Annotated in this window: 21 protein-coding genes; 12 read left to right on the top strand and 9 right to left on the bottom strand. The window is 42.8% G+C overall.

The genetic code is table 11. The annotated features are described in order from the left end of the window. Positions 1-53: 53 nt before the first annotated feature. The 4 genes from LC653_RS32640 (at position 54) to LC653_RS32625 (ending at position 3,597) form a co-directional block, all read left to right on the top strand. Entirely contained in the window at positions 54-842 is a 789-nt protein-coding gene (locus LC653_RS32640) for a MinD/ParA family ATP-binding protein (protein WP_229498750.1), read from the top strand. A 59-nt stretch (positions 843-901) separates the two neighbouring features. Further along, a complete protein-coding gene (locus LC653_RS32635) occupies positions 902-2,098 on the top strand; it encodes a DUF7005 family protein (protein WP_229498749.1) in 1,197 nt (398 codons plus the stop codon). A 38-nt stretch (positions 2,099-2,136) separates the two neighbouring features. After that, the gene (locus LC653_RS32630) at positions 2,137-3,228 is read left to right on the top strand and encodes a cyclic nucleotide-binding domain-containing protein (RefSeq protein WP_229498748.1); all 1,092 of its coding nucleotides are present in this window, start codon (positions 2,137-2,139) and stop codon (positions 3,226-3,228) included. A gap of 141 nt (positions 3,229-3,369) precedes the next feature. Further along, a complete protein-coding gene (locus LC653_RS32625) occupies positions 3,370-3,597 on the top strand; it encodes a hypothetical protein (protein ID WP_229498747.1) in 228 nt (75 codons plus the stop codon). On the opposite strand, the gene LC653_RS32620 is transcribed toward LC653_RS32625, so the two are convergent. Then, positions 3,583-3,873: a YlcI/YnfO family protein gene (locus tag LC653_RS32620; RefSeq protein ID WP_229498746.1), complete on the bottom strand. Its 291-nt coding sequence runs from the start codon at positions 3,871-3,873 to the stop codon at positions 3,583-3,585. The genes LC653_RS32625 and LC653_RS32620 overlap by 15 nt on opposite strands. Positions 3,874-4,034: 161 nt before the next feature. Between LC653_RS32620 and LC653_RS32615 the strand changes: the two genes are divergently transcribed. The 7 genes from LC653_RS32615 to LC653_RS32585 all read left to right on the top strand — a co-directional run bounded on the left by LC653_RS32615 (position 4,035) and on the right by LC653_RS32585 (position 14,412). Then, complete coding sequence (locus LC653_RS32615; RefSeq protein ID WP_229498745.1) at positions 4,035-4,328, top strand: hypothetical protein; 294 nt, start codon at positions 4,035-4,037, stop codon at positions 4,326-4,328. 5 nt (positions 4,329-4,333) lie between these two features. Continuing rightward, the gene (locus LC653_RS32610) at positions 4,334-4,879 is read left to right on the top strand and encodes a hypothetical protein (RefSeq protein ID WP_229498744.1); all 546 of its coding nucleotides are present in this window, start codon (positions 4,334-4,336) and stop codon (positions 4,877-4,879) included. 312 nt (positions 4,880-5,191) lie between these two features. Then, positions 5,192-5,524 (top strand): Nif11-like leader peptide family natural product precursor, encoded by a 333-nt coding sequence (locus LC653_RS32605; protein WP_229498743.1) that lies wholly within the window; start codon positions 5,192-5,194, stop codon positions 5,522-5,524. A gap of 80 nt (positions 5,525-5,604) precedes the next feature. Beyond that, complete coding sequence (locus LC653_RS32600) at positions 5,605-7,710, top strand: B12-binding domain-containing radical SAM protein (protein WP_229498742.1); 2,106 nt, start codon at positions 5,605-5,607, stop codon at positions 7,708-7,710. Positions 7,711-7,726: 16 nt separating this feature from the next. Continuing rightward, positions 7,727-9,175 carry an NHLP bacteriocin system secretion protein gene (locus tag LC653_RS32595; protein WP_229498741.1) on the top strand — a complete coding sequence of 483 codons (1,449 nt, stop codon included), beginning with the start codon at positions 7,727-7,729 and terminating at the stop codon, positions 9,173-9,175. Beyond that, the gene (locus tag LC653_RS32590) at positions 9,162-11,462 is read left to right on the top strand and encodes an NHLP family bacteriocin export ABC transporter peptidase/permease/ATPase subunit (RefSeq protein ID WP_229498740.1); all 2,301 of its coding nucleotides are present in this window, start codon (positions 9,162-9,164) and stop codon (positions 11,460-11,462) included. Before LC653_RS32595 ends, LC653_RS32590 begins: the two co-directional genes overlap by 14 nt. Before the next feature lie 58 nt (positions 11,463-11,520). Beyond that, a complete protein-coding gene (locus tag LC653_RS32585) occupies positions 11,521-14,412 on the top strand; it encodes an NHLP bacteriocin export ABC transporter permease/ATPase subunit (protein WP_229498739.1) in 2,892 nt (963 codons plus the stop codon). Between the two features lie 109 nt (positions 14,413-14,521). Here LC653_RS32585 and LC653_RS32580 read toward each other — a convergent pair whose 3' ends face one another. The 8 genes from LC653_RS32580 to LC653_RS32545 form a co-directional block, all read right to left on the bottom strand. Next, positions 14,522-14,812 carry a hypothetical protein gene (locus LC653_RS32580; protein WP_229498738.1) on the bottom strand — a complete coding sequence of 97 codons (291 nt, stop codon included), beginning with the start codon at positions 14,810-14,812 and terminating at the stop codon, positions 14,522-14,524. A 379-nt stretch (positions 14,813-15,191) separates the two neighbouring features. Then, positions 15,192-16,033, bottom strand: a protein-coding gene (locus LC653_RS32575; RefSeq protein WP_229498737.1) for an IS5 family transposase whose coding sequence is annotated in 2 segments (ribosomal slippage) — positions 15,192-15,649 and positions 15,649-16,033 — 843 coding nt in all. Because the reading frame shifts where the segments join, the coding sequence is not laid out codon by codon here. A 17-nt stretch (positions 16,034-16,050) separates the two neighbouring features. After that, positions 16,051-16,206, bottom strand: a complete 156-nt coding sequence (locus LC653_RS32570) for a hypothetical protein (protein WP_229498736.1) — start codon at positions 16,204-16,206, stop codon at positions 16,051-16,053. Between the two features lie 313 nt (positions 16,207-16,519). Beyond that, positions 16,520-19,738, bottom strand: a complete 3,219-nt coding sequence (locus tag LC653_RS32565; RefSeq protein ID WP_229498735.1) for a plasmid replication protein, CyRepA1 family — start codon at positions 19,736-19,738, stop codon at positions 16,520-16,522. 139 nt (positions 19,739-19,877) lie between these two features. Next, entirely contained in the window at positions 19,878-20,426 is a 549-nt protein-coding gene (locus LC653_RS32560) for a hypothetical protein (protein WP_229498734.1), read from the bottom strand. A 75-nt stretch (positions 20,427-20,501) separates the two neighbouring features. Then, on the bottom strand, positions 20,502-21,101 hold the full coding sequence (locus LC653_RS32555; protein ID WP_229498733.1) for an alpha-ketoglutarate-dependent dioxygenase AlkB family protein: 600 nt from the start codon (positions 21,099-21,101) through the stop codon (positions 20,502-20,504). A gap of 29 nt (positions 21,102-21,130) precedes the next feature. Then, complete coding sequence (locus LC653_RS32550; RefSeq protein ID WP_229498732.1) at positions 21,131-21,892, bottom strand: hypothetical protein; 762 nt, start codon at positions 21,890-21,892, stop codon at positions 21,131-21,133. 43 nt (positions 21,893-21,935) lie between these two features. Continuing rightward, entirely contained in the window at positions 21,936-22,394 is a 459-nt protein-coding gene (locus tag LC653_RS32545) for a DUF1392 domain-containing protein (RefSeq protein ID WP_229498731.1), read from the bottom strand. Between the two features lie 202 nt (positions 22,395-22,596). Here LC653_RS32545 and LC653_RS32540 point away from each other — a divergent pair. After that, positions 22,597-22,800, top strand: a 204-nt coding sequence (locus tag LC653_RS32540) for a hypothetical protein (protein ID WP_229498730.1), incomplete at its 3' end; no start/stop codon positions are given.

The following is a 22,800-nucleotide window of genomic DNA, read 5'->3' as shown; positions in this document are numbered from 1 at the left end:
AGAGTTTGTAAATTGGAAATAATAACTATTCACTAATAAGGGTAAGGTAAGTTATGGCACAGATTATCGCAGTTCATTCATTCCGTGGTGGCACTGGCAAATCAAACTTAATTGCCAATATAGGGGCTAATATAGCGCTTCAGGGACAACGTGTAGGCATTGTTGATACTGACATTCAATCACCAGGAATTCATGTTATTTTCGGGATGAATGATCACAAAATTAAACGTACCCTCAATGATTACTTGTGGGGGTACTGTGATATCAAAGATACTGCCTATGATGTTACTGATGTTTTAATTACAGAGCAAGAAAATACAGGTAATATTAAGGGTAGCCTTTACTTGGTTCCTTCTAGTATTAAGACTGGTGAAATCGCCAGGATTCTTCGGGAGGGGTATGATGTAGTCCGGCTCAATGATGGCTTTCAGGAACTCATTAGCAGTTTAAAATTAGACTACCTTTTAATAGATACACATCCAGGTTTAAATGAAGAAACCTTACTTTCCATTGGTATTTCTAATATTTTAGTAATCCTTTTACGTCCAGATCATCAAGACTTTCAGGGAACTGCTGTGACTGTGGATGTAGCTCGAAAGTTGAAGGTGTCAAAAATGCTGTTGGTAATCAATAAAGTGCTACCAAACTTAAATTTTACTGACTTGCAACAACAGGTAGAGAAAATCTACAACGCTCCTGTGGCTGGGATTTTGCCATTATCGTCAGAGATGGTGCAGCTAGCCAGTCATGGTATTTTCTGTCTACGCTATCCTCAGCATCCAATTAGCCAGACTATCAAAGCAATTACAAATCAGATTGCTGGTTTAGTCATTAGTCGTTAGTCTTTTGCTTTTGTCCCTTTCTGAATGCAATGTCTACGACGGGCTATTCGGTGTCGCTTATGATCGATCAACAATCATTTCGTACTAATGTCCTCATCTACTTTGGAGCTACTGCTGCTCAGGTAGAGGAATTATTGGTATATAACCAAACCGTTTTTAATCACAATATATTAACCTATCTAGTCAAATTTCCTTTGACCCCTGAACCCCATCTGGCTGCTTGGGAAGGATATGCCGTTGCAGCAAAAGATATAGGAGCATTTGAGGTACTCAAACAGCGATTGGTACAGTTCCGATTTCCCGTAATTGAGGGTATCAGCCAGATTGAGGCGTATCAGTTTGCTACTCGTCGGGGCGTTGCAGTCAATGGGATGAGAGAGGCGACAGGTTTAGTGTTACAGGAACCTGAAAAACTGCAATTAATACTACATCAAAGCTTGGCTGGAACTATTCCTGTATTATTAACTGGGAGCCGAAATGACTTTGTTTCTTTAGTTCAAGCTCTGACAAAGCAAAATGAACCGCAGCCAATTCCTGCGTCTATGGGAGCCTGTATAGTCAGCGGGTTTAATAACTGGGATCGCATTCGTCAGTATCGCCAACAATGGAAGGCTGAAAATTCTGCTAATTCCTCCCAAAGTAGCTGGTTAGCAGAATTTCAACGATTAATACCACAAAAACAGCTTTATCAGGATAAATTCATTATTTTGAGTAATGGTTGTTATAGTAACGTTTCAGCCAGCGACATGGGACTTGAGGAAGGAGAATGGCAGCGTCTATCCTTGACAATTCGGCTGGAACATGAATGTACCCACTACTTCACACGCCGCTTATTTAACTCCATGCAAAACAATATACTCGATGAGTTAATTGCCGACTACAGGGGCATTGTAGCCGCTACGGGGGATTATCGAGTTGATTGGTTCTTGCGTTTTTTGGGGTTAGAGTCGTTTCCCAATTACCGAGAGGGAGGTAGACTGCAAAACTACCGGGGTAAACCTTCACTTTCTGATGGAGCTTTTAGAATTCTACAAGCATTAGTAAAGGCCGCAGCCGAAAATTTGCAGGACTTTCACACTCAGAATGCAAGGAAGTTAATGGACATTAATATTCAACCCTTGATGTTAATAGCATTGACCTATTTGACATTAGAAGAATTGGCATCTCTTGAGGCGCACTTTCGTATTCAACAAATTTTATCCAGATTGCAGAGAAATTGGGGTGTAGAGACGTGCAATTTTGCATCTCTACAATAGTCCAAAATATTAAATTAAAAAATCGGGAGGTATTAGTTATGACAGAAGTTTTGCTTAAAGAATTAACTACCAGTGACATTGATTGGATGATTGCGACAGGTCATCGCCGAGAAATAGCTGCTGGTACTCTACTCATCCAAGAAGGAAAAGCTACTGATTATCTACACATTTTACTAGATGGAATCTTAACAGTTAGCGTCTCTCAACCAGACAATAATCCTCTAACTCGTGCTTTTGCAGCCATCGAAGGAAATGAAATTTTTGGTCGTGAGATTGCGAGATTATTCAGTGGTGAGGTAGTGGGGGAAATTCCCTTTGTTACTCGTCCAACAGCCACGACTGTAAAGGCTATCGAAACATCGCTAGTGATGTCAATTTCCCAGCAAGAACTAGCAGCAAAATTGCAGCAAGATGTTGGTTTTGCGTCGCGTTTTTATCGGGCGATCGCAATTATGCTTTCAGATAGAATTCAAAGCACCATTAATCAACTTGGTCGTAGTAACTTAGCACAAGGTCAACCTTTGAAAGATGTGCTGTTTGTGTTGGGAGAATTACATGATAGTGACATCGATTGGATGATGGCTTGTGGAACTAAGCAAAAAATTCCTGTTAATGCCACACTCATCCATGAACGAGGAACTGTAGATGCACTGTATATTCTTTTAGATGGAGCAATGTCTCTTTCTATTGCTGAAAATGAGCGTAATCCTTTAGCTCGTGCTTTTGCTGCAATCGAGGGGGGTGAAGTTTCTGGTAGAGAAATAGCCAGATTATCCAAAGGCGAAATTATCGGAGAAACACCCTTGATTGATGGCCGCCTACCTTCTGCAACTGTTAAGGCGATTGAGGAGTCAATTGTTTTATCGATTTCCCGACAGCAAATGGCAGCAAAGTTACAGCAAGATATCGGATTTGGATCTCGTTTTTATCGGGCGATCGCTATTTTACTTTCCCAGAGATTACAGGGAATGCTGAGTCGGCTTGGTTATGGTAGGCGGGTTTATAGCCAAGGTTTGTCATTGGCTGAGAGTGCGGAATATGACGATGAGTTGAATGATAGCGTTTTAGATGGTGTGGCGATCGCGGGGAAAAGGTTTGATTGGATGTTGGGGCGGTTAAAAGTAACTTGAATTTCTTTTTGTTCCCCTTAAAAAGGGGGGCTAGTTCTGATCTTGGCGTCATGTGACTCAAATTTTAGATCCCCCAACCCCCTTAAAAAGGGGGCTAAGAAAAAGATCCCCGACTTATTCAATGCGTCTTACCTAAAAATTGTGCATTGTGTTCAATCGCCCTTTTACCGTGCGATCGCTATTTTGCTTTCCCAGAGATTACAGGGAATGCTGAGTCAGCTTGGTTATGGTAGACGGGTTTATAGCCAAGGTTTGTCATTGGCTGAGAGTGCGGAATATGACGATGAATTGAATGATAGCGTTTTAGATGGTGTGGCGATCGCAGGTAAAAGATTTGATTGGATGTTGGGGCGGTTAAAAGTAAGTTAAATTACTGGCTATAGAGCCTACTACTCGCATATCCCCTTCTCTGAGGCGATGAATGAGAACATTTACATCTGGGTGTACGCCAGTTCTAGCCTTGATTTTGGCACGTCTGGCTACAATGCTCTGATGAGTAGCAATAGCCAGTCGTCGTTTAACCTCTCGTTCCACTGCTTCAACTACTAGCTCATTGAATGACTCTGAGCCATCTTTAAGATGTTTTGCTTTGTTTAACAGAGCAATAGGAAACCGGATTGTGACTGCTTCACGTTCCATGTTCATTTATAGCATTCATATTGTGATATCTAATTATATAACCATTTTTTGCTGAACATAGAAGGTCGATGAATTTTAACTAAAAAAATCATAGTCTTATCTAAAAATTGTGCATTGTTTTCAAAATTGGCTTTGCGGCAAAATGACGGTAGGAATTTAGTTTTGCATTGCGCTTTCATGGTGCGATCGCAATCATACTTTCTAATAGACTACAAAGCATCATCAATCAATTTGATCCTAGCAACCTAGCACAAGGTCAGCCTTTGAGGGATGTTCTATTTATGTTGGGAGAATTGCACGACAGTGACATTGATTGGATGGTGACTTGTGGGATTACGCAAAAAAATCCTGCTAATACCGTACTCATCCATGAAGGAGTTCCTCAATTCCTCAATCTTAGACCTGAATCTTTACCTAAATTATTAGACATATACTCAAGCAGAAGTATCGACAAGAAGTAAATATTATGTCGTCTGGAAGCAATGTTGAACAAAAACAAGCGGAGTATTCCAATTATAAAAAATTAGAATTCACTCAAACTAATAATATTAGTTATTTAGATAATCAGCGTGATCCAGTTTATTTTAAAACAAAAATTAGGCATGAAAAAATAACAAAAGCTACTAATGATATTTTAAAAATTTGTATTACTGATAGAAGGGGTTTACACCCAAGAGAATTCTGTCGTCGTTGGTTTGGGCTAGAACAAGTAAATGAATATGGAAAGCCACATTATACAGAAGATTATATTTTAGCGATGGAATCAGAGCATGGTTATCGAGAGAAGTGTATTAACTTAATTGCCAAAATATTAAAAATTAAACCTAATACTATTCATCGGTGGGGAAAAGGAGTTGAGTTTGATAAAATTCCCGCAGACAAACGTTTGCAGTACGAAATATATTTGGGTTATGTTGATTCGCTAAGAGTATTTTCCATGACTTTAGCTGAACTAGATAAAAATTCAGTTTCAAAGCTTTTATATCAGTTGGGAATAGGATCGCAAAATTAAGTTTTTGAATTTGACCTAAGTAAGTCGGCAAGAAAAAATCAATGTGTGTAAACAAATATCAAGTAAACATGGGGTCATTTCCCCCTGCTAGAAAGCCCCTTCCCCTACCTCTTCGGTGAATTACTAGGTGATTTTTCAGATGTCGATAAACGTGAAATTTAGTAAAAAAATACTGTATAGGATACAGTCAATTATTGAATAAGTTTAGTGATGCTTGTATTCTAACATTATGCAATCAGGAAGCAGTAAATATACCGCCCAGCTTCCTCACCAACCTTTTTATGTTGGTGTTATTAGCGGTTAATTAAATCCATGTCTCAAGAAACAGTAAGAGAGTTTTTCAAATTTGCCGAAAATGATGAAGTGCTACAAGAGCAGATTAAGGCTGCCAAAGCTTCAACTAGCGTAATTCAAATTGCAGCTGAGAAAGGTTATGAGTTTACCGCTCAAGAACTCGAAGAATATATGAAAGAAGCCGTTGCCAACGAAGAATTAAACTTAGAAGAACTTGAGGCAGTGGCAGGAGGCGTGAGCAAGAACAATATTAACAATAACATTAAGGGGCGGTCATTAAGTGGCGCTGAAAGCCTTGGTGACGCTGAAAGCCTTGGTGGCGCTGAAATCCTTCCTAACACAGGGGTATAAAAATCAGCAGGTTTAAAAGGTCACTTTTTGAGTTTTGTCGGCAGTAAGAAAAATCAACAGTTGAAAGGACAATAGGCAGTATGAATGAAAAAACAGTTAATTATCTCCTAATCAACACACCTCTTACTGATCCGACAACTCCTTATCATTCAATACCTTATTTAGTAGGTGCAGCATCACAAGCTGGTTTCACTAATTATTCTTGTCTTGATGCAAATATTGAAGCGCTCAACTATCTAGCGCAAGAGGAGCAAGTCGCAGACCTACTTAAATATTGCGAGAATGTCCGAATTAATTTAGAGTCCAAAGTAAGATTGACTCGTAGTGAGCAACTGCTTTACCGCACTGCTCTGAAAGCATTTGGCATGAAACCGGATTCCGTGCTTCGTGCAGTGCAGATTATGAAAAACCCGGAAGATTTCTATAACTATGAAGTCTATCGTCAAGCAGTTTGGGTACTCGAACGATGGATAGATATATTATCCGTTCAAGGGTTTCCTGGCCAGTTCGACGGCTTTTATCTCGATAACCAGTATCCAGCAAATTTGTCTAGTGTCAGCGATCTCACTAACGATGCAGTTATTGATAGGTTAATCAATCCTTTTTTCCCCTATTTCAGTGGCCCATTTACCCAATCTATCAAGGAACGTGATTGGAATTTTGTTGGCTTGTCTGTCAACTATATTTTCCAGTTGCCTTTTGCTATCTGGATGTGCAAGTATATCCGTTCACTATTGCCAGATACTATTATCTCCGTTGGAGGCACAGAGATTAGTGATCTTGTTAAATATTTACGCGATCCCAACTTAATATGGGATTTGTTGCCATACTGCGACGTGGTGATGGTGGGCGAGGGTGAGACAGCGTTAATTGAGATTCTGCAATCAATCAGCCAGCAGCAAGGTTTACCCAAGCAACGTCCAGGCATACTATTACGAGATGAAGTTGTGACGCGCAGCCGACTAGCGTTAAGGTATGAGGACGTATCTAGTTTACCTGAACCAAAGTATGATGTCTGGAATTGGCAGCAGTACTGGTCACCCGAACCAGTAGTTCTATATTCGCCCACACGGGGCTGTTACTGGAATAGATGCACATTTTGTGATTATGGTTTAAACACTGATTCACCAACCTCTCCTTCCAGAGAGAGACCTGTTGAAACGGTTGTCAGGGAGATTGCTAACATTAGCCGATTTGCCCGAACATTTTACTTTGCAGTTGACGCTATGTCGCCTCTCTACTTGCGAAAACTCGCTGAAGCTTTAGTAGAGAATGGTATAGCTATTCGGTGGAGCGCAGAGCTTCGATTGGAGCGTTCACTCAAAAAAGAACTGGCTCATCTTTTGAAAAAAGCTGGTTGTGTATGTATCTCGTTCGGTTATGAGTCTGGTTCTCAAAGGATTTTGGATCTGATTAACAAGGGCGTTAAAGTACAAGAGATTCCCCAGATTCTTCGCCAGCTATCAGAGGTAGATATAGGCGCACAAATGATGGGTTTTACTGGCTTTCCTGGAGAAAGCTTAGAAGAAGCAGTTGAAACCTTTCAATTTCTTAAGGAAAACAGGGCATATTGGACGCTGGCCGGTATCGGAAACTTTGTGCTGACACCAGGTGCTATTGTTGCAAAGCGCCCTCAAGAGTTTGGCATCAAGGAAGTTACTTCGTATTTCCAAGATGACATTATTCGGTCACTCTGTTGGGTTGATGAGGAGGGTGAACAAACTATAGACAGAGATATAATGCTTGCTGAACAGACTCTACAAGTCTCGGATTCGTTAAATTTCATTAATGGTCATCGCCCCTTTGTAGGTGGGATAGATAGCAGTCATAGTATTCTCTACTTTGCAAAGTTTGGTAAAGGATTAGTGCCATCCACTACCGTTAAACCTGAGCAATCAAAAGTTTTGGTGGAAACAGTCTGTTACGAAAATCCCCATCAGAAGATAGATAAATTTGTGCGCCGAAGCGATTTTGATAAGTACTTTCAGCAAAAATACTCTCATAAACAATCCCCCTGCTTTGACGATATTAGTAAATGGCTGGAAGAATATCCAGAAGAGCAAGAAATGGCTCACAAGAGCAATGTTAAAATTTTGGCAATCCATCCTACTGGAGAATTTATACAGAGAAGCCCAGTGTATCACGCAGTTAGGGAACTGTGTCAAAGGGAAGGCATTTTAACGTGAGTTCGGTTAAAGATAAATGTTAGACCAGAAACGCAGTGTATTTCGTAAAGAATCCTTAGAGCGTCTATCTTCTCCTGAAAGACTAGACCAACTCATGCAGGTAGTCAGCCCCAGAAGCTGGCTACCTCTTGTCGCCTTGGGTTCCATAGTAGGAGTAGCTGTTATCTGGAGCATTTACGGTCGTATTCCCATTACCGTCGAGGGTCAAGGGGTATTGATTTACCCCAGCAATGTTGTGCAACTGCAATCAAAAAGCGCTGGGCAGTTGATGACTTTCAATGTGAAAGTTGGGGATGTTGTCAAAAAAGGGCAGGTGTTAGCGACGATTGACCAAGCTGAACTCCGTAAGCAATTGCAACAGCAGCAAGCGAAACTAACGGAATTAAAATCACAAGACCAGGCTGTTGGTTCGCTACAAGGGCAAAGATTAGAACAAGAAAAGCGATCGCAATCCCAACAAAGTCACTACCTCCAGCAACGTATACTGGAACTGCGAGCCATCAGCCCTCTGCTCAAAACCAAAGGTAACACCTCAATTGACCAGCAACGTCAAGGTTTACAAGAACGTCTCCACCAAGCCCAAGCCTTGAACCCCATTTTCCTCCAAAGAATGGAAATTCGCAGACAGCTATTCAAAAAAGAAGGCGCGATTTCTGGTGATGAAGCACTCAAGGCACAACAGGAATATTTAGAAAACCTGGAAAAAATTGCTGACATCCAAAATCAGTTGAAAGAACTGGATGTAAAATTGACTCAAACAGAAAAAGATTACCATGAAAACTTGAGTATCATTTCTGACCTGCAAGCTCAACTGAAAGAATTAGATAGCAAACAGGCTTCTACGGCTCAACAAGACTTAGAAAGTGTCACTACCCGAAGAAAAGAGATTCAAGAAGTTAAACGGGAAATTGCCCAATTAGAAGTGCAATTAGGCGATAACAGCCAAATTATCAGTCAATATAGCGGACGCATTTTAGAAATCACCCTGACACCAGGACAAGTTGTCAGCGCTGGCACACGCTTGGCAACTATAGAAGCAGAAAACCCCAAAAGCAAGCTAGTTGGTGTTACCTATTTCCCTGTAGCAGAAGGTAAGAAAGTTAAACCAGGGATGACAATACAAATTACCCCCCAAACTGTCAAGCGGGAACGCTTTGGCGGTATCGTTGCAAATGTTACTAATATCTCGCGATTTCCCATTACAAAGGAAGCAGCCGCGTCAGAGGTGGGTAATGCAGAGGTGGTGGAAGGTCTAGTATCTCAACAAAAAGAAGGTTTGATACAAGTATTCTCTGACTTAGAAATAGATTTCCGCACCCCAAGCGGCTATAAATGGTCTTCTTCCACAGGGCCAAGGCTGACTGTTTCTTCTGGAACTACAACTGTTGCACGAGTCAAGGTAGAAGAACGCGCTCCCATCACCTTTGTTTTGCCTATCTTGAGGTCTGTCAGTGGTATCTACTAAATCTACTTTAGTAACACCGTTTAATCCTTGGCAGTACTTACAAAAATTACTGCCACGCAGAAGCACACGGGTAAAAACACCCACTCTTCTGCAAATGGAAGCTGTGGAATGTGGGGCTGCTGCTTTGGGGATTGTTCTAGGTTACTACGGTCGGATTGTACCTTTAGCACAACTGCGTCAAGAATGTGGAGTTTCCCGTGATGGCAGCAAAGCATCTAACATGGTGAAAGTTGCGAGAAACTATGGACTCGAAGCTAAAGGCTTTAAAAAAGAACTCAAGCAACTGTGGGAACTGCGACCACCTTACATTATCTTTTGGAACTTCAACCACTTCGTTGTCGTAGAAGGATGGAATAAACAGCGAGTTTATCTCAATGACCCCGCTACAGGCCCCCGTCATGTATCTTTACAGGAATTTGATGAGGGGTATACGGGAGTTGTGCTGGTAATTGAACCAGGTGCGGAATTTGTCAAAGGTGGTCGTAAACCCAGCATGATTTTATCGCTGTCCAAAAGGTTACAAGGCGCTGGGGATGCCTTAGTTTACTGCATAGTCGCAGGATTTTTCTTAACTGTAGTTGGGCTGGTAATACCAGTTTTTAGCCAAGTGTTTGTAGATGACATCTTGGTGGAGGGACGGCAGTTATGGCTGCGTCCTTTACTTGGGGGAATGGCGATCGCTGCTATACTCCAAGGATCGCTAACTTTACTACGGTTACGCTACCTGCGCCGCTTGAAAATCAAACTAGCTGTGGGTATGTCCAGCCGCTTCTTGTGGCATATCCTCCGCTTACCTGTTAGCTTTTACGCCCAACGATTTGCGGGAGAAATCAGTAATCGTACTACTCTCAATGACCAAGTAGCTGATGTTCTAGCGGGACGATTAGCAACTACAATTATTGATACATTTATGGTATTTTTTTACGCCCTGGTCATGGTGCAATATGACTGGGTGCTGACATTAATTGTAGTTAGCTTTGCGACTGTAAATGTCTTAACTTTGCAACTAATTTCTCGTCAACGGGTAGACGCTAATCAACGATTGATCCAAGAATATGGCAAAGCTGCTGGTGTATCTATTGCCGCGCTCCAAAGTATCGAAACACTGAAAGCATCAGGGTTAGAGTCAGATTTCTTTTCCCGGTGGTCAGGTTATTACACTAAAGCTCTCAATTCCCAGCAAGAATTGGGGGTGACAAATCAGACATTCTCAGTATTACCCACGCTCTTATCTGCCCTTTCTTCAATGTTGTTGTTGGTTGTGGGTGGTTTACGAGTTATGGATGGACATCTCAGCATTGGGATGCTTATAGCGTTTCAAGGTTTGATGCTTAACTTTCAGCAACCTGTTAACAATTTGGTCAACTTCGGTACAACTCTTCAAGAACTGGAAGGTAATTTGATTCGCCTTGATGATGTGCTGGATAATCCGATTGGGGAGGGAAAAGGAGCAGGGGAGCATACTTCTCTACGAGAGGCTGCGCCAACGACTGCGCTCAGTAACGGGGAGAGCAGGGGAGCAGGGGAGGGAAAATCATCCTCCAGTTCTTATCTTATTCCCAAGTTGCAGGGTTATGTCGAGTTGCAGAATATTACGTTTGGCTATAGCCGCCTGGAACTTCCTTTAATTGAAAACTTTAACCTCTCAATTAAGCCGGGACAGCGAGTAGCTTTGGTAGGTGGAAGCGGTTCTGGGAAATCTACGATTGCTAAATTAGTTAGCGGACTTTATCAACCTTGGGCGGGAGAAGTTTGCTTTGATGGAAAACCCAGAGAGCAGATTCCCCAGCAATTGCTTACGAACTCTGTTGCAATGGTGGAGCAGGAAATTTTGTTGTTTGGCGGCACGGTTAGAGATAATTTGACTCTGTGGGATACTACTGTACCAGATAAAAGCCTCATGCGGGCATGTATTGATGCGGCGATCGCAGATGTAATTCTCTCTATGTCCGGCGGATTGGATGCCGAACTCATAGAAGGTGCTGCTAATTTAAGTGGGGGCCAGCGACAATGCTTAGAAATCGCTCGTGCTTTAGTAAATAATCCCTCAATACTGATCATGGATGAAGCCACCAGCGCTCTAGATGCAGAAACAGAGAAAATCATTGACCAGAATCTCCGTCGCCGGGGATGCACCTGTATAATTGTCGCCCACCGATTAAGCACCATCCGTGACTGCGATCAAATCATTGTCTTAGAACGCGGAAAGGTTGTACAACTTGGTACTCACAAAGAATTATGGCAAGTGGATGGTGTATATTCGCGCTTGCTTGGCACTCAAGGGTAGAGAGGGAAAGCAGTAAATTACTATAAAACATTTAAAAATCTAAAATCTAAAATCCAAAATGCTAATACAGGGGCAAATTTACATAATTAATGGCAATGAACCGATTCTACTAAACGACCCTTCTAGGGTGTGGGTAATTCAGTCTGGTTCTATGGCTTTGTTTGTTGTTACAGTTAAAGATGGTGTTATGGAAGGCACACGCCGTTATCTGTGCAGTATTAGTCAAGGTGAGGCACTTTTTGGAACTGCTGTTAACTCTACTAATCAGCATCGTCAGATTTTAGCAGTACCTACTGGAGAGACCCAATTACTACAAATACATAAGGAATGTTACCGCGAGTTAATAGACAGTGGAGATATTAGGGCGATCGCCTGGATAGAAAATTGGCTGTTACAAATCGGTAGTGTATTCTCCCAGATTACCATCCCAGCAATTCACGTAAAAGCTGAGGGACAATCCCGATTTTCCTTAAACAATGGTCAGACCTTTCAGCCAGAAGCAGGTGTCACCTGTTGGGTTCAACTGACTCAAGGGACTGTTCGTTTTCTAGGGTTTGAGGAACTAACTTTCACAGATGCCAGTGCAGTTTTTCCCCTCACTGACAAGATGTGGTTAGAAGCGTTGGAAGGGGTGCAACTTACTACTAAGACTACTAGCGAATTCCAAAATCCAGATATCCTTCTAGCTGGGTTATCTCAACTGCACACTCAACTGCTACAATGCCTTAACCTCTTAGATGAGCGAGAAGTACAAGCAGAGATTACACGGTTGCGCGATCGCCAACGCCTGAATCGTCAAGTCACAGCACAGGCTATAGGGGAGCTAGCATCAACATTAAGTTCCCAAGACGGAGACTTTTTCTTAGAAGGTACTCCTTTATTAGTTGCTGCTGGAGCCGTTGGAAGGGCAATGGGTATAAAAATTCGCCCCCCGTCTCGTGCTGAAAACCTCAAGCGAGTTAAGGAGCCATTGGAAGCAATTGTCCGAGCTTCACGCATCCGAATGCGGCGGGTACTGTTACGAGATAATTGGTGGGAGAAGGATTCTGGGCCAATAGTTGCCTATACTCAGCAAGATAACCGACCAGTAGCGCTGCTACCGATTGGTGCAACTCATTATGAAATTTTTGATCCAGTTGAGCATACCCGCGTCAAAGTGGATGAGCGCATAGCTGCAACACTAGTTCCTGTTGCCTATATGTTTTATCGCTCTTTGCCTGATAAGGTAGTGCAGGCTGTTGATATATTACGGTTTACACTTAAAGGACGTAAGCAGGATCTACTAGTAATTTTGTTCACGGGCATTGCCGTCACACTACTAGGGATGCTTACACCTTATGTCACGTCAATTATCATAGACAACGCAATTCCTGATAGCGACAGGGGATTATTGCTACAAATAGGATTGGGACTATTAGTTGCAGCTTTGGGAACAGGTCTATTTCAGCTAACCCAGGGATTTACTCTGCTGCGGATTGAAACCGCTGGGGATGCTTCTACTCAAGCTGGTGTCTGGGATCGGCTACTTTCTTTGCCAGTATCCTTTTTCCGACAGTACACAACCGGAGATATTTTTTCCCGTGCATCATCGGTGAGTACGATCAGTCGGCGACTGAGTGGGAGAACACTGATTAACCTCCTTACCAGTCTGTTCGCGCTGTTTTACTTAGGGCAGTTATTTTATTACAACTATAAATTAGCTTTGATTGCAGTTGCATTTGCCATAATTGCGATCGCTGTGACTACAGTCTCTGGTTTACTCTTGCTATCTAAGGTGCGTCCGCTCTTAGAACTGCAGGGCAGTATTTTTGGGCAGACAGTGCAGCTAATTAATGGCATTTCTAAGCTACATATTGCCGGAGCAGAAGAACGTGCATTTGCAGCTTGGAGTAAAAATTATACTCAACAAATTAAGCTAGAACTTAGTACACAACGTGTTGAAGATGCTGTTGTGCTTTTCAATACAGTAATGCCTATACTAACTTCGGGAGTTCTTTTCTGGTTTACTATTAGGCTAATCGAAAATCCTCCAACTTCAGGAGCTATTGAACTATCACTTGGAACTTTCCTGGCTTTCAACGCCGCTTTTAGTAACTTTACTAGGGGAACTACAAACCTCAGCAATACAGTTACAGAAATCTTGCAAGTCATTCCCCAATGGCAACGCACCCAGCCTATTCTCTCAACTATACCAGAAGTAGATTTGTTCAAAGCCGATCCTGGCAAACTGATTGGTAATATTACTTTAGAACATATTACTTTTCGCTACCGCAGTGATGGGCCTCTGACGCTAGATGATGTAAGTATCTCTGCCGCTCCTGGGGAGTTTGTTGCCTTAATAGGTGCTTCTGGCAGTGGGAAATCGACTATTCTGCGATTGCTACTGGGATTTGAGACTCCAATTGCAGGTAGTATCTATTATGATGGTCAAGACTTATCCGGGTTAGATGTAGATGCAGTCCGCCGACAGTTGGGCGTTGTTTTACAAAATGGTCAGCTCAGTTCAGCTTCCATTTTCGAGAATATTGCAGGTGGCGCTCAGATTACCTTGGATGAAGCCTGGGAAGCCGCGCGGATGTCGGGGTTTGCTGAGGATATTACCGCTATGCCAATGCAGATGCATACTGTGGTGAGTGAAGGAGGTAGTAATCTTTCTGGAGGACAACGGCAACGGTTACTAATTGCTCGTGCTCTGGCATTAAAACCCCACATTTTGTTATTCGACGAGGCTACAAGTGCGCTTGACAATAGAACCCAGGCGATTGTTAGTGAAAGTTTAGATCACTTACAAGTTACCAGAATTGCGATCGCTCACCGACTTAGCACAATTCGCAATGCTCACCGCATTTATGTACTTCAGGGAGGTCGGGTTATACAACAAGGAACTTTTGAGGAATTAGCTGCAGTTGAAGGTCTATTTGCCCAATTAATGGCTCGACAAATGATGTAGTTGCGCCTTATTGAAGGATATAAAAGTTGAGGCTAGGTTGCAATCGTCTGAATATTGACTACATTCAGGCAATCGCTTTTCTACTAATCAGAAGGTTCTCGATTGCAGTCTAACTCCCATTGTAGAAGGTTGTGGCAGTTTGAGCATCAGCAATGTTTAAATCAGATTGATTTCCCAACTCCATCAGTTGTTTATAGTCTGGGTATGTAGCAATTTCGGATACCAGACTCTGGGCTTGTTCAACTAATTGGTAGAGGTTGGGATTAGACATTTCAATACCAAGCCGTGAACATAAATCCTCCGCTTTCACTCCTATTGTTCCTGGCTCAATCTCCGTTTCTAACTCTTCAAGCAGGGATTGAAAATTTGGGTGTTCATCGTTAATTTCAATCTGAATCAAATCTGCGCTCTATGCGACAACGGTTGCCCAATCTGGGAGAGTCGCTGAAATGGTTTTAGCGTAAAGTTTCATAATTGGTTCCTCTTTGATTAAGAGTTAAAAATCCTCAGCAATCTCCAACAAAAACCCCTGTCCCGTATTCTGCACTTGCACCAGTTCTCTATCCAGCAGTGTTTGAATGACTGAATCTGAGAATTGGAATTGCAGACGATGTAATGGAACACAACCACCACTAAACAATTTGCAATTCGCAATTCGCAATGACGGACAAAACTTGTACTGAGCAAAGCCGAATATTGAAAATTCATTCAGAAATTTAAGTTCCTAATTTAAATTCTGAAAAAACAATTAGTATTAATAGACCTCTTGCAAAAGTCAGTTAAGCAGATTCAGCTTTGGGGAGACGAAGTTCATAGTTGTACAAACCAGCTATGAGATTAAATCTCAAAGCAAATCTTTTTCGACGATTGCGATAACGGTCGGACAAAATTTTAAATATTTTCAGTTTTCGATTGATATGCTCACCCACAACTCGGACTTTGGCTAACTCTTGATTACTCTTTTTCTCTTCACGGTTTAGCTCACCCCTAAGCGGTTTATTTTTTGGTATTCGACTTTTGGCATGAAGTTTATGAATTCCTTGATATCCTTTATCGCCCAAGAATTCAATATCTTTTCTGAACCGAACTTTACTGTTTTTGAATATACGAAAATCATGCTCTTTCCCCTTACCATGTGAGGTACAGAGGATTTCTCGTGTACTTTGGTCTACGACAACTTGAGATTTGAATGTATGTCTTTTCTTTTTACCACTGTAGAACTGTTTTTGTTTTTTTTAGGACGTTCTATTGGGCTTTCCGTAACATCCACCACCACTACCTCTGTTTGATAATTTGGGTAGGAAAGCTTTTTCTTGCCAGGAAGCGAAAATTCTCTGGAACTGATGAGAATATCTTCAATTTTTCTGATAATACGATATACTGTTGACTCATTGACTCCCCAAGATTGACCAATATGAAAATATGTGCGGTACTCCCTCCAATACTTCAATGTCATCAATAATTGGTCTTCCAAGCTCAGTTTACCCGGTCGCCCTGTTTTCAGCTTTGTTTTTGAACGCGATCGCACTACCTCTATCATTGGAGTAAAAGTCTCCAGATGCACACCACACAAGCGTTTGAATTCTTCCGGCTTGAGGTTCTTTACCTTTTCGTAAGTCATAGATGTCAAGAAAGCTCTTACTTACTTGTCCCACGCTCATGAGACTTTTGCAAGAGGTCTAGTGTATAACCACCCGCACAGCGGCTGTAATCTACAGCAATTAATCCCACTCCCCGTCGCCGCAGCGTCACTGGGTCAACATCAGCCGCCGTACCAGTTGCAATATCAGTCACGTTCCATCTCTTCAAAGGTGAATTTAGAGGTTGCTTCCACTGCCGCCAATGACGGTCACCGGAATAAATTAAACTACTATATTCCGATCAATTTATCGTATTTCTTGTATGCATTGTACGGCATTGTGGGAGGCAGTACAATTGTTATCGAGTATCAAATTAAAAATTAAATGTCGTCAATAGGTTTAAGTGAAAGATAATTTTATTTTACTTTTACTCTTCTATCTCAATGGAGCAAGAGGATAGTCGCTATGATTAAACAATTGGGTCAAATTTGACACTTACCCAAAACAGACACGCGGTTGGTAGACCTTTAGTTTACTACCATCAGCCAATTGCACACCACAGAAGTACACCCGTCTGCAAACTTAACCCAAACTTGCCACTGCCCCAGATAGCCATTCCAGTAAGGCTCACCATCAGCAATTCCAACAGCTTCGCCAAAGGAGGAGACTAACTGATTGTAGAAGGAGCCAGCGCTGTCCAAGCCTTGCTGCATTTTCAGTTTCAGCCCTTTCCAGGCTTGTCCTTGGGGACTGGACACCACCTCTTCTAATATTTGGGAGGTTGTGTCAATCACTGGTGTGGTTAACACTATATTATTCATGACTGACACCGACTCACGATTTAATGCTTCATCCCGATTTAACCAAAGCGAGAAAATCGAATCACGCTTATCATCAACAGGCACAAACTGGTAAACACACTCTCGATTTTCACGCTTACCCAACCGACCCACATAGTCCAGTTTCAAATCAATTTTGGCAAGTAGTTTCTGTGCGATCGCAAGGGGCGTTAACTTCTCGCTAACAGTCACATTCAAACAAGTCTTGATGAAATAGCGATTTTCTACAGCAGCCTGTTTCAACTCCTGCATTTTTGCATCAGTTGAACGCCACTTCACCCCAGGCTTTAGCAGTTGCAAGAGATTGAGTTTTGCCAATAACAAAACAGCAGGTAATAGTTGCCCCTTGTTAAAGTCAGGTTTCCAAATCGAATTCTCCCCAGCTGACAATTGCGCCTTAGCCCGTTTTGCATCACGGTTGGTCAGAAATTCCCGCCCCAGCGTCAAATAATAGTGCATCCGCAGTTGAGGATACCACCCGTCATCATCTTTCTCGACCAAATCAGGGGTAACTTCAATTTCATAGCGACGGGATAATTCGGCTTTGCGCTGCTGATGTCGTTCGGTTTTCGTTTTCGCCCGTTTGTCTTGCAGCTTCTTCAATTCGGTTGGGGAGAGTTCAATAGCTCTTGCGATCGCCTGACACTCAGCAGTATACAATTCTTCGCTTGCCGCCTTAACCGACTCGATTACAGCCCCACTCTCATCATCCGATGCATCGTCGGCATCAATAACGGTGTACCCATCCTCGACCAAACCCGCAAGCACAGATTCTCGATAGCGCCGCATTTCGACGTTGATGACAGAGCCACGTTTTCCCCACGTCTGTAAGGATTCGGGCTGAAAATTCTGGTCAACATAGCTGTAATCGTCATTGTCCGCCGCCGACAACAACGCAATGTTAGCTTGTGTTGCAACGTGTTGACTTCTTAACAATGCTCCTATGGATGTGGAACCATTGCCCACAACCGACATCCCCCACTCTCTGACCCAAATGTGACGGTCAACAGTCTCACGTAATCTAGCCAACATCTGACGCACGGAGTTAACCGGCTGCACACCTTGAAAAATCCCCCAAACACCATCAAAATGTCCTCGAATGTCGATGGATACCCCAGTTTCAAGACTTGGAGACGCGATAACCAAATCATACTGGGTGAGAATCTCGTTCAGGTGAGCGATACAACCGAACGCTGGATGTGAGGGGTCTGCAACAGATTCACTGTCAATTCTGAGGATTCGCAGGTGTGGGAATTTGCGGCGAAATCGTTCTTCAACTGCCTGGGTTCCCCATTTGGACTTGGCTTTTTGACCAGAGCAGCAGAGTAGATGATGTCCCCCTGCGGCGATCGCCTTATCCAATGCGACAATCAGATTCTTCGGGCTGTTGCCAGGATAATTGTAACAGTTTCCCGCTACGTGGCGATAATTGTTGACGATTACGAACGGATTGACTCGATATTCTCCCGCCAAAGAAAGAACGTATTTTACATCTGTGTCGGACACATCAGCACTTGATAGGTAAATCTTTCCCTGACTGCTGCCTAGAACATTCTGCACTAACTGCTTGAGGTTCTTGAGAACGGATACCCTACGCTTCTGTACTTCCGTACCAGAGTTGAGCAAATGCCAGAATACTTGGTCACATTCATCAATAATAATGACATCATTCGCCCAGTCGTTGGGGTTGAATCGCGCCTGACTTTCCTGATGCAGTGAATCCACGCACACCCCGTATCCCAACAATGTGCCTGTTTCATTCGTGCGGACTTCGGTAACATAGTTAACACCAAACCGATTACACAGCGCCTCACCCAGTTGAATACGATGGGTGATGATTAATACCCGTCTCTCTTGGTCGTGTGCTTTCGCCACCTCAGTTGCCAGCCATTCGGTTTTACCCGTTCCCTTTGGCGCTTTGAGAACAATCAGCTTTTCACCTTCGGGGACGAGAAGCTGTCCCAAGAATCTTTGATTGAGTGCGATCGCTGGAGGATAAGTCAGCAGAGTGAACAGCTTAATCTCCCATAACTCCAAAGCAACAGCAGTATTGTAGAGTGCGTCAAATGCCGATTGACCGTGAGCAACGATAAAATCATCAACCCCTTTAGAAGCACCTAACGGTAAATCAATCACTCGCAGCGAACAACCCTCATTTACCAGCAGCCGTCCCATGCGACTGATGGCGGTTCTGACTCGCTGGACTGTCTCTGGCTTGTTATCCTGGTCAAAGCAAATATTGATCTGTCTGCCCTGTGTTGCAAAATGTTTCAAGTCGGGGATGAGGGATGGTTTACCATTAGCTGTACCGTACTCATCAGTAGGTGTGCGGTATCCAGCGTTTACTCCCGGAATTGCGATCGCAGCATAACCAGCAGTCAACAATGCCCCCGCTTTTTTGACTCCTTCGACAATTGTCACTGGTACATTATGCTGCCAAACCCAATGCCAGAAGCCGCCAGGATGCTGCAAGTCTTCTTCGGTGATGGGGATACCGCTACGGTTGGAGACTTTCACCCAAATGCGATTCGGTACTAAAAGGAAGAAGGCGCGTGTCTCTTCTCTGTATGGGTGTTCATATTTGATCAATTTGTGAACTTTCTGGCGATCTCTTCGGGGATGGTCAGGTTTGAAACAGCCCCACATCATTAGCGCGTATTGATTGAGGGGGTCAACGCCACTGCACCACCAGCCACCTAGTTCAATGTGCTGATATTTTTTCAAGTCTCTGTCTCGGAGCCGTCCATCGTTGCGACGGGAGATTTTGGGACTGTAGAGCAAGTATTCGTAGGGTAAAGTAAAGAAGAGCGATCGCACATTCAAGTGAAAGATTTCTTCGTCAACTCCACTATTGAGCCATTCTTGTAAATGTTTTGCTTGAGAATCGGTTTCATTTATACGAAGCATGATGTATTCCCTCTATTTTTTGACGCATGAAGATGGAAGCGGCACAGACTCAAGTGCCGCCGTTAAAGCTTTTAGGCAGATGAAAGATTAAAGAGTCAGTCAGAGTAAAAGTTTTTATTAGCCTTTACTCTTCAACTTTTCAAAGACAAAATAAGTAATATGGGTCGGACTCACTGGCCGGCATTGCAACAACCGGAATTAAAAGATTGTCAGGTTGAAAACAAAAGTATTGCAGGGCATTTCTCATCAAAACACCAACTATCTTCCCGAATGTTCGAGTGAAAACTTGCGTCTCCAAACAATTGAGATTATCTGTAGTTTCTGGAGCGTAGACAATACTGATATCGCAGGTTCTTGGATTGTTAATTTGACTAATCCAACCACGTTGTTGTATCCGTGGAGTGATTGAAGCCATGATCTGGAGTTGATATTCCAAAAATATTGCCCTTGCAAAGTTTTGAGAAGGTGATATGGGAATACTGACGTATTGATGTTTCATCAATGTTGTGCCTTTTGGCTTAAGATAGGCAAATCTTTCTGACCAAGGCTGAGTTAAATCTTGTTTGGAGATGATTGCAATGTCAGTTTGTTTGTTGACAAAATCATCAATTTTCTGAGCGAATTCATCAGGAAGTTGAGTTGTCCCGTAGTTTGGATCTAATAAGCGCCGACGTTTTGCTTCTCCCATGATTTGACTCCTTTTGAATGACTTTTAATTACTGAAAATGAATCGAATTTATTTTTGGCGAACAAGGGGAAGGCGTTATCTGCCTCCTCCGGTGTGCGGTCGAAATGTGAGATTGATACGGGTGCTAACAACTTTGTTGGTTTTAGGAACTTGGTGCAGATGTGTAGACTGACAGCCAGTGTGCATCACGAGTAAACTGCCATGTTCCAGCCAGAAATCTGTTGGTCTGCCATTTCTCGGTTTGATTTGGAATTTGCGACATGAACCCAGGCTTATGGAAGCGATGGCTGGGTTAAATCCCATCGATGGTTCGTTGTCTGCGTGCCACCCGATTGAATCCATACCTGTCCGGTACTGATTTCCGATGACGATACGGAATTTGTAACTAGTTAACGCAGTTATGCGATCGCGCAAGCTAGACAGAGCTTCTGTCCACCATAGTGGTTTCAAAAATACGCTATTCGAGTAAAGGTAATCACATCCGTAGTCCCCGTAAATACATTCGAGGCGGGGGACGGGCATTGTTTTACCCGCGATTCTGATTTGATTTTGTTGCCACTCCAGTTTCAAGCAGTGTTGGTAGAGTTCGTTTGCTTGTTCAAGGCTTAAGAAATCGGGGTAATAAGTGACTGGTAAAACTGGGACTGATTCAGCAAACAAATTGAGTTGTTGCATGGTAGTTATCTCAAATTTTGAAACTGCTATTAGTTCTGTTCGGCTTTAAAAACTTCAACCAAAATACTTTCTGGATACAAACCGACCTTTCCAAAACGTGGGTCATGAATGCGTTCTATTTCTATTCCTTGTTTTCTACACAATGCGCTTGCCTTTCGACCTTTAGTACCGGCTTCTTTAACCGATATTTCTAAACCTTGAAGATTAGCAAAACCAACAACACTATATTTATGGCCGCATGGGGTATTTACTCTGTCTTGCTCAACTTCAACTGCTTTAAGCCGGTGCAAAATTTCGGTCTGTTGCTGTTGTTGTTGGAGTAAATGCTGTTCTTGCTCTGCCAAGTGTTTAGCTAGAGCAGCGAGTAACTGTATTTGAGTCATCGCTGTTTCGCTATTTGAGGCGGGTTTAGTCCAGCCCAATTTATCTTGAATCCATGCCCGAATGCCGATGGTGTTGAATGAACGGCATACCAGTCTGGCTTGCTTGGTACAGTATCGACCAGCTTCGTAAGCGTAGTACTCTAGGATGATTGCGATCGCAGCGTCGGGGATACCTTTGGTTTTCCATTCGGTGAGGTCGGCGGTTTCAAACCCTTGCAGCATAAGTTCTTTGGCTAATTTGGATGGTACTAGGTCGGCGCTTGATTTCAAAGCTTTTCTGATCGATTCATCATCAACCCCAGCCAGTCTTGCAGTTGCTCTAACACTGGCTTTCGCTTGACCATTAGCGTCAACTTCAATCTCTTGAGATATTTGTTCGATAATTTCGGCGATTTGAATTTGCGACATAACTTTAGTTGGGTGATAATTTTTGTTGTGTGATTAGAGAGAATTAAACATTTACTCGCACCAAGCTTTTTTCACCAACTAGTGAGAAACGATTAGATATAGTCCGTGATTGAGTTAACGTTGGTGACATCAATTCAACGAGATAAAACCAAGAATTATTCACCAGCGCGATTCCTAAAATCAGCCGTTGTTTCGTTCCTTTGTCGTGAGAACAGAGGATCACTCTTTGTCCCAGAAGGAAAGCAGGTTTTTGCACACTGATGGTTTCTAATTCTCCAGTCCCGATGATTTGATGTTGTGTGGCGTGGAGGATTTCTTTTCCGCAATCAATTGAATAAAGCCAAGTTTCATGCTTCCACTGAATACCGCAGCAGTAACCAAATGTTCTCGTGGTTCTGAGGTATACTCTCTCCAGTAAATTCACCTCAACGGGTGGAATTGTTTGTCCCCAAGATGGGGAGAGATACCAGCTTGTTTCAAGGGTAGTAATTAACTCAATCATGTATTTTCTGTTGTTGGGATAGGATTGAGAAGTCAGAAGTCAGGAGTCAGAATAAAGAGCGTGCAAAGTTTGATGAGCGTGTACTGTTAAACAATTGTTAATCAGCGACTTAAAAAACAATTCATACTGAATTCTGGCGACTGACTCCTGAATTCTGGGTTGATAAAATTCTTTTGAGTCGCTCAAAAATGAGCGCAGCGCATTGGGGGACAATCGCATTACCCAGAGCCATCAACTGCTGCTTGTGTTGTCTTCTGATAGCTTGGTATTCTGCCCAGAGTCGAATGGCACTAAGAAAAGCTCTAAGCTATACGGAATAAGGGCTACAGCTTTGAAAGTTATTGAACAGTCGAGGAGGGGTCAGGCGGTCGTCCTTGATGCAGTGTCATGGAAGCGATCGCCACAA

It is taken from the genome of Nostoc mirabile CHAB5784 (assembly GCF_020829645.1).
GTDB classification, from domain to species: Bacteria; Cyanobacteriota; Cyanobacteriia; order Cyanobacteriales; family Nostocaceae; genus Nostoc; species Nostoc mirabile.
Note: the sequence above shows the minus strand (reverse complement) of the source record. Positions and strands in the feature narration are given on the sequence as shown.

Coding starts and splice junctions, on each gene's coding strand:
- LC653_RS32640 (WP_229498750.1), top strand. CDS start 54: ATGGCACAGATTATCGCAGTTCATTCATTCCGTGGTGGCACTGGCAAA.
- LC653_RS32635 (WP_229498749.1), top strand. CDS start 902: ATGATCGATCAACAATCATTTCGTACTAATGTCCTCATCTACTTTGGA.
- LC653_RS32630 (WP_229498748.1), top strand. CDS start 2,137: ATGACAGAAGTTTTGCTTAAAGAATTAACTACCAGTGACATTGATTGG.
- LC653_RS32620 (WP_229498746.1), bottom strand. CDS start 3,873: ATGAACATGGAACGTGAAGCAGTCACAATCCGGTTTCCTATTGCTCTG.
- LC653_RS32610 (WP_229498744.1), top strand. CDS start 4,334: ATGTCGTCTGGAAGCAATGTTGAACAAAAACAAGCGGAGTATTCCAAT.
- LC653_RS32605 (WP_229498743.1), top strand. CDS start 5,192: ATGTCTCAAGAAACAGTAAGAGAGTTTTTCAAATTTGCCGAAAATGAT.
- LC653_RS32600 (WP_229498742.1), top strand. CDS start 5,605: ATGAATGAAAAAACAGTTAATTATCTCCTAATCAACACACCTCTTACT.
- LC653_RS32595 (WP_229498741.1), top strand. CDS start 7,727: ATGTTAGACCAGAAACGCAGTGTATTTCGTAAAGAATCCTTAGAGCGT.
- LC653_RS32585 (WP_229498739.1), top strand. CDS start 11,521: ATGCTAATACAGGGGCAAATTTACATAATTAATGGCAATGAACCGATT.
- LC653_RS32565 (WP_229498735.1), bottom strand. CDS start 19,738: ATGCTTCGTATAAATGAAACCGATTCTCAAGCAAAACATTTACAAGAA.
- LC653_RS32560 (WP_229498734.1), bottom strand. CDS start 20,426: ATGGGAGAAGCAAAACGTCGGCGCTTATTAGATCCAAACTACGGGACA.
- LC653_RS32555 (WP_229498733.1), bottom strand. CDS start 21,101: ATGCAACAACTCAATTTGTTTGCTGAATCAGTCCCAGTTTTACCAGTC.
- LC653_RS32550 (WP_229498732.1), bottom strand. CDS start 21,892: ATGTCGCAAATTCAAATCGCCGAAATTATCGAACAAATATCTCAAGAG.
- LC653_RS32545 (WP_229498731.1), bottom strand. CDS start 22,394: ATGATTGAGTTAATTACTACCCTTGAAACAAGCTGGTATCTCTCCCCA.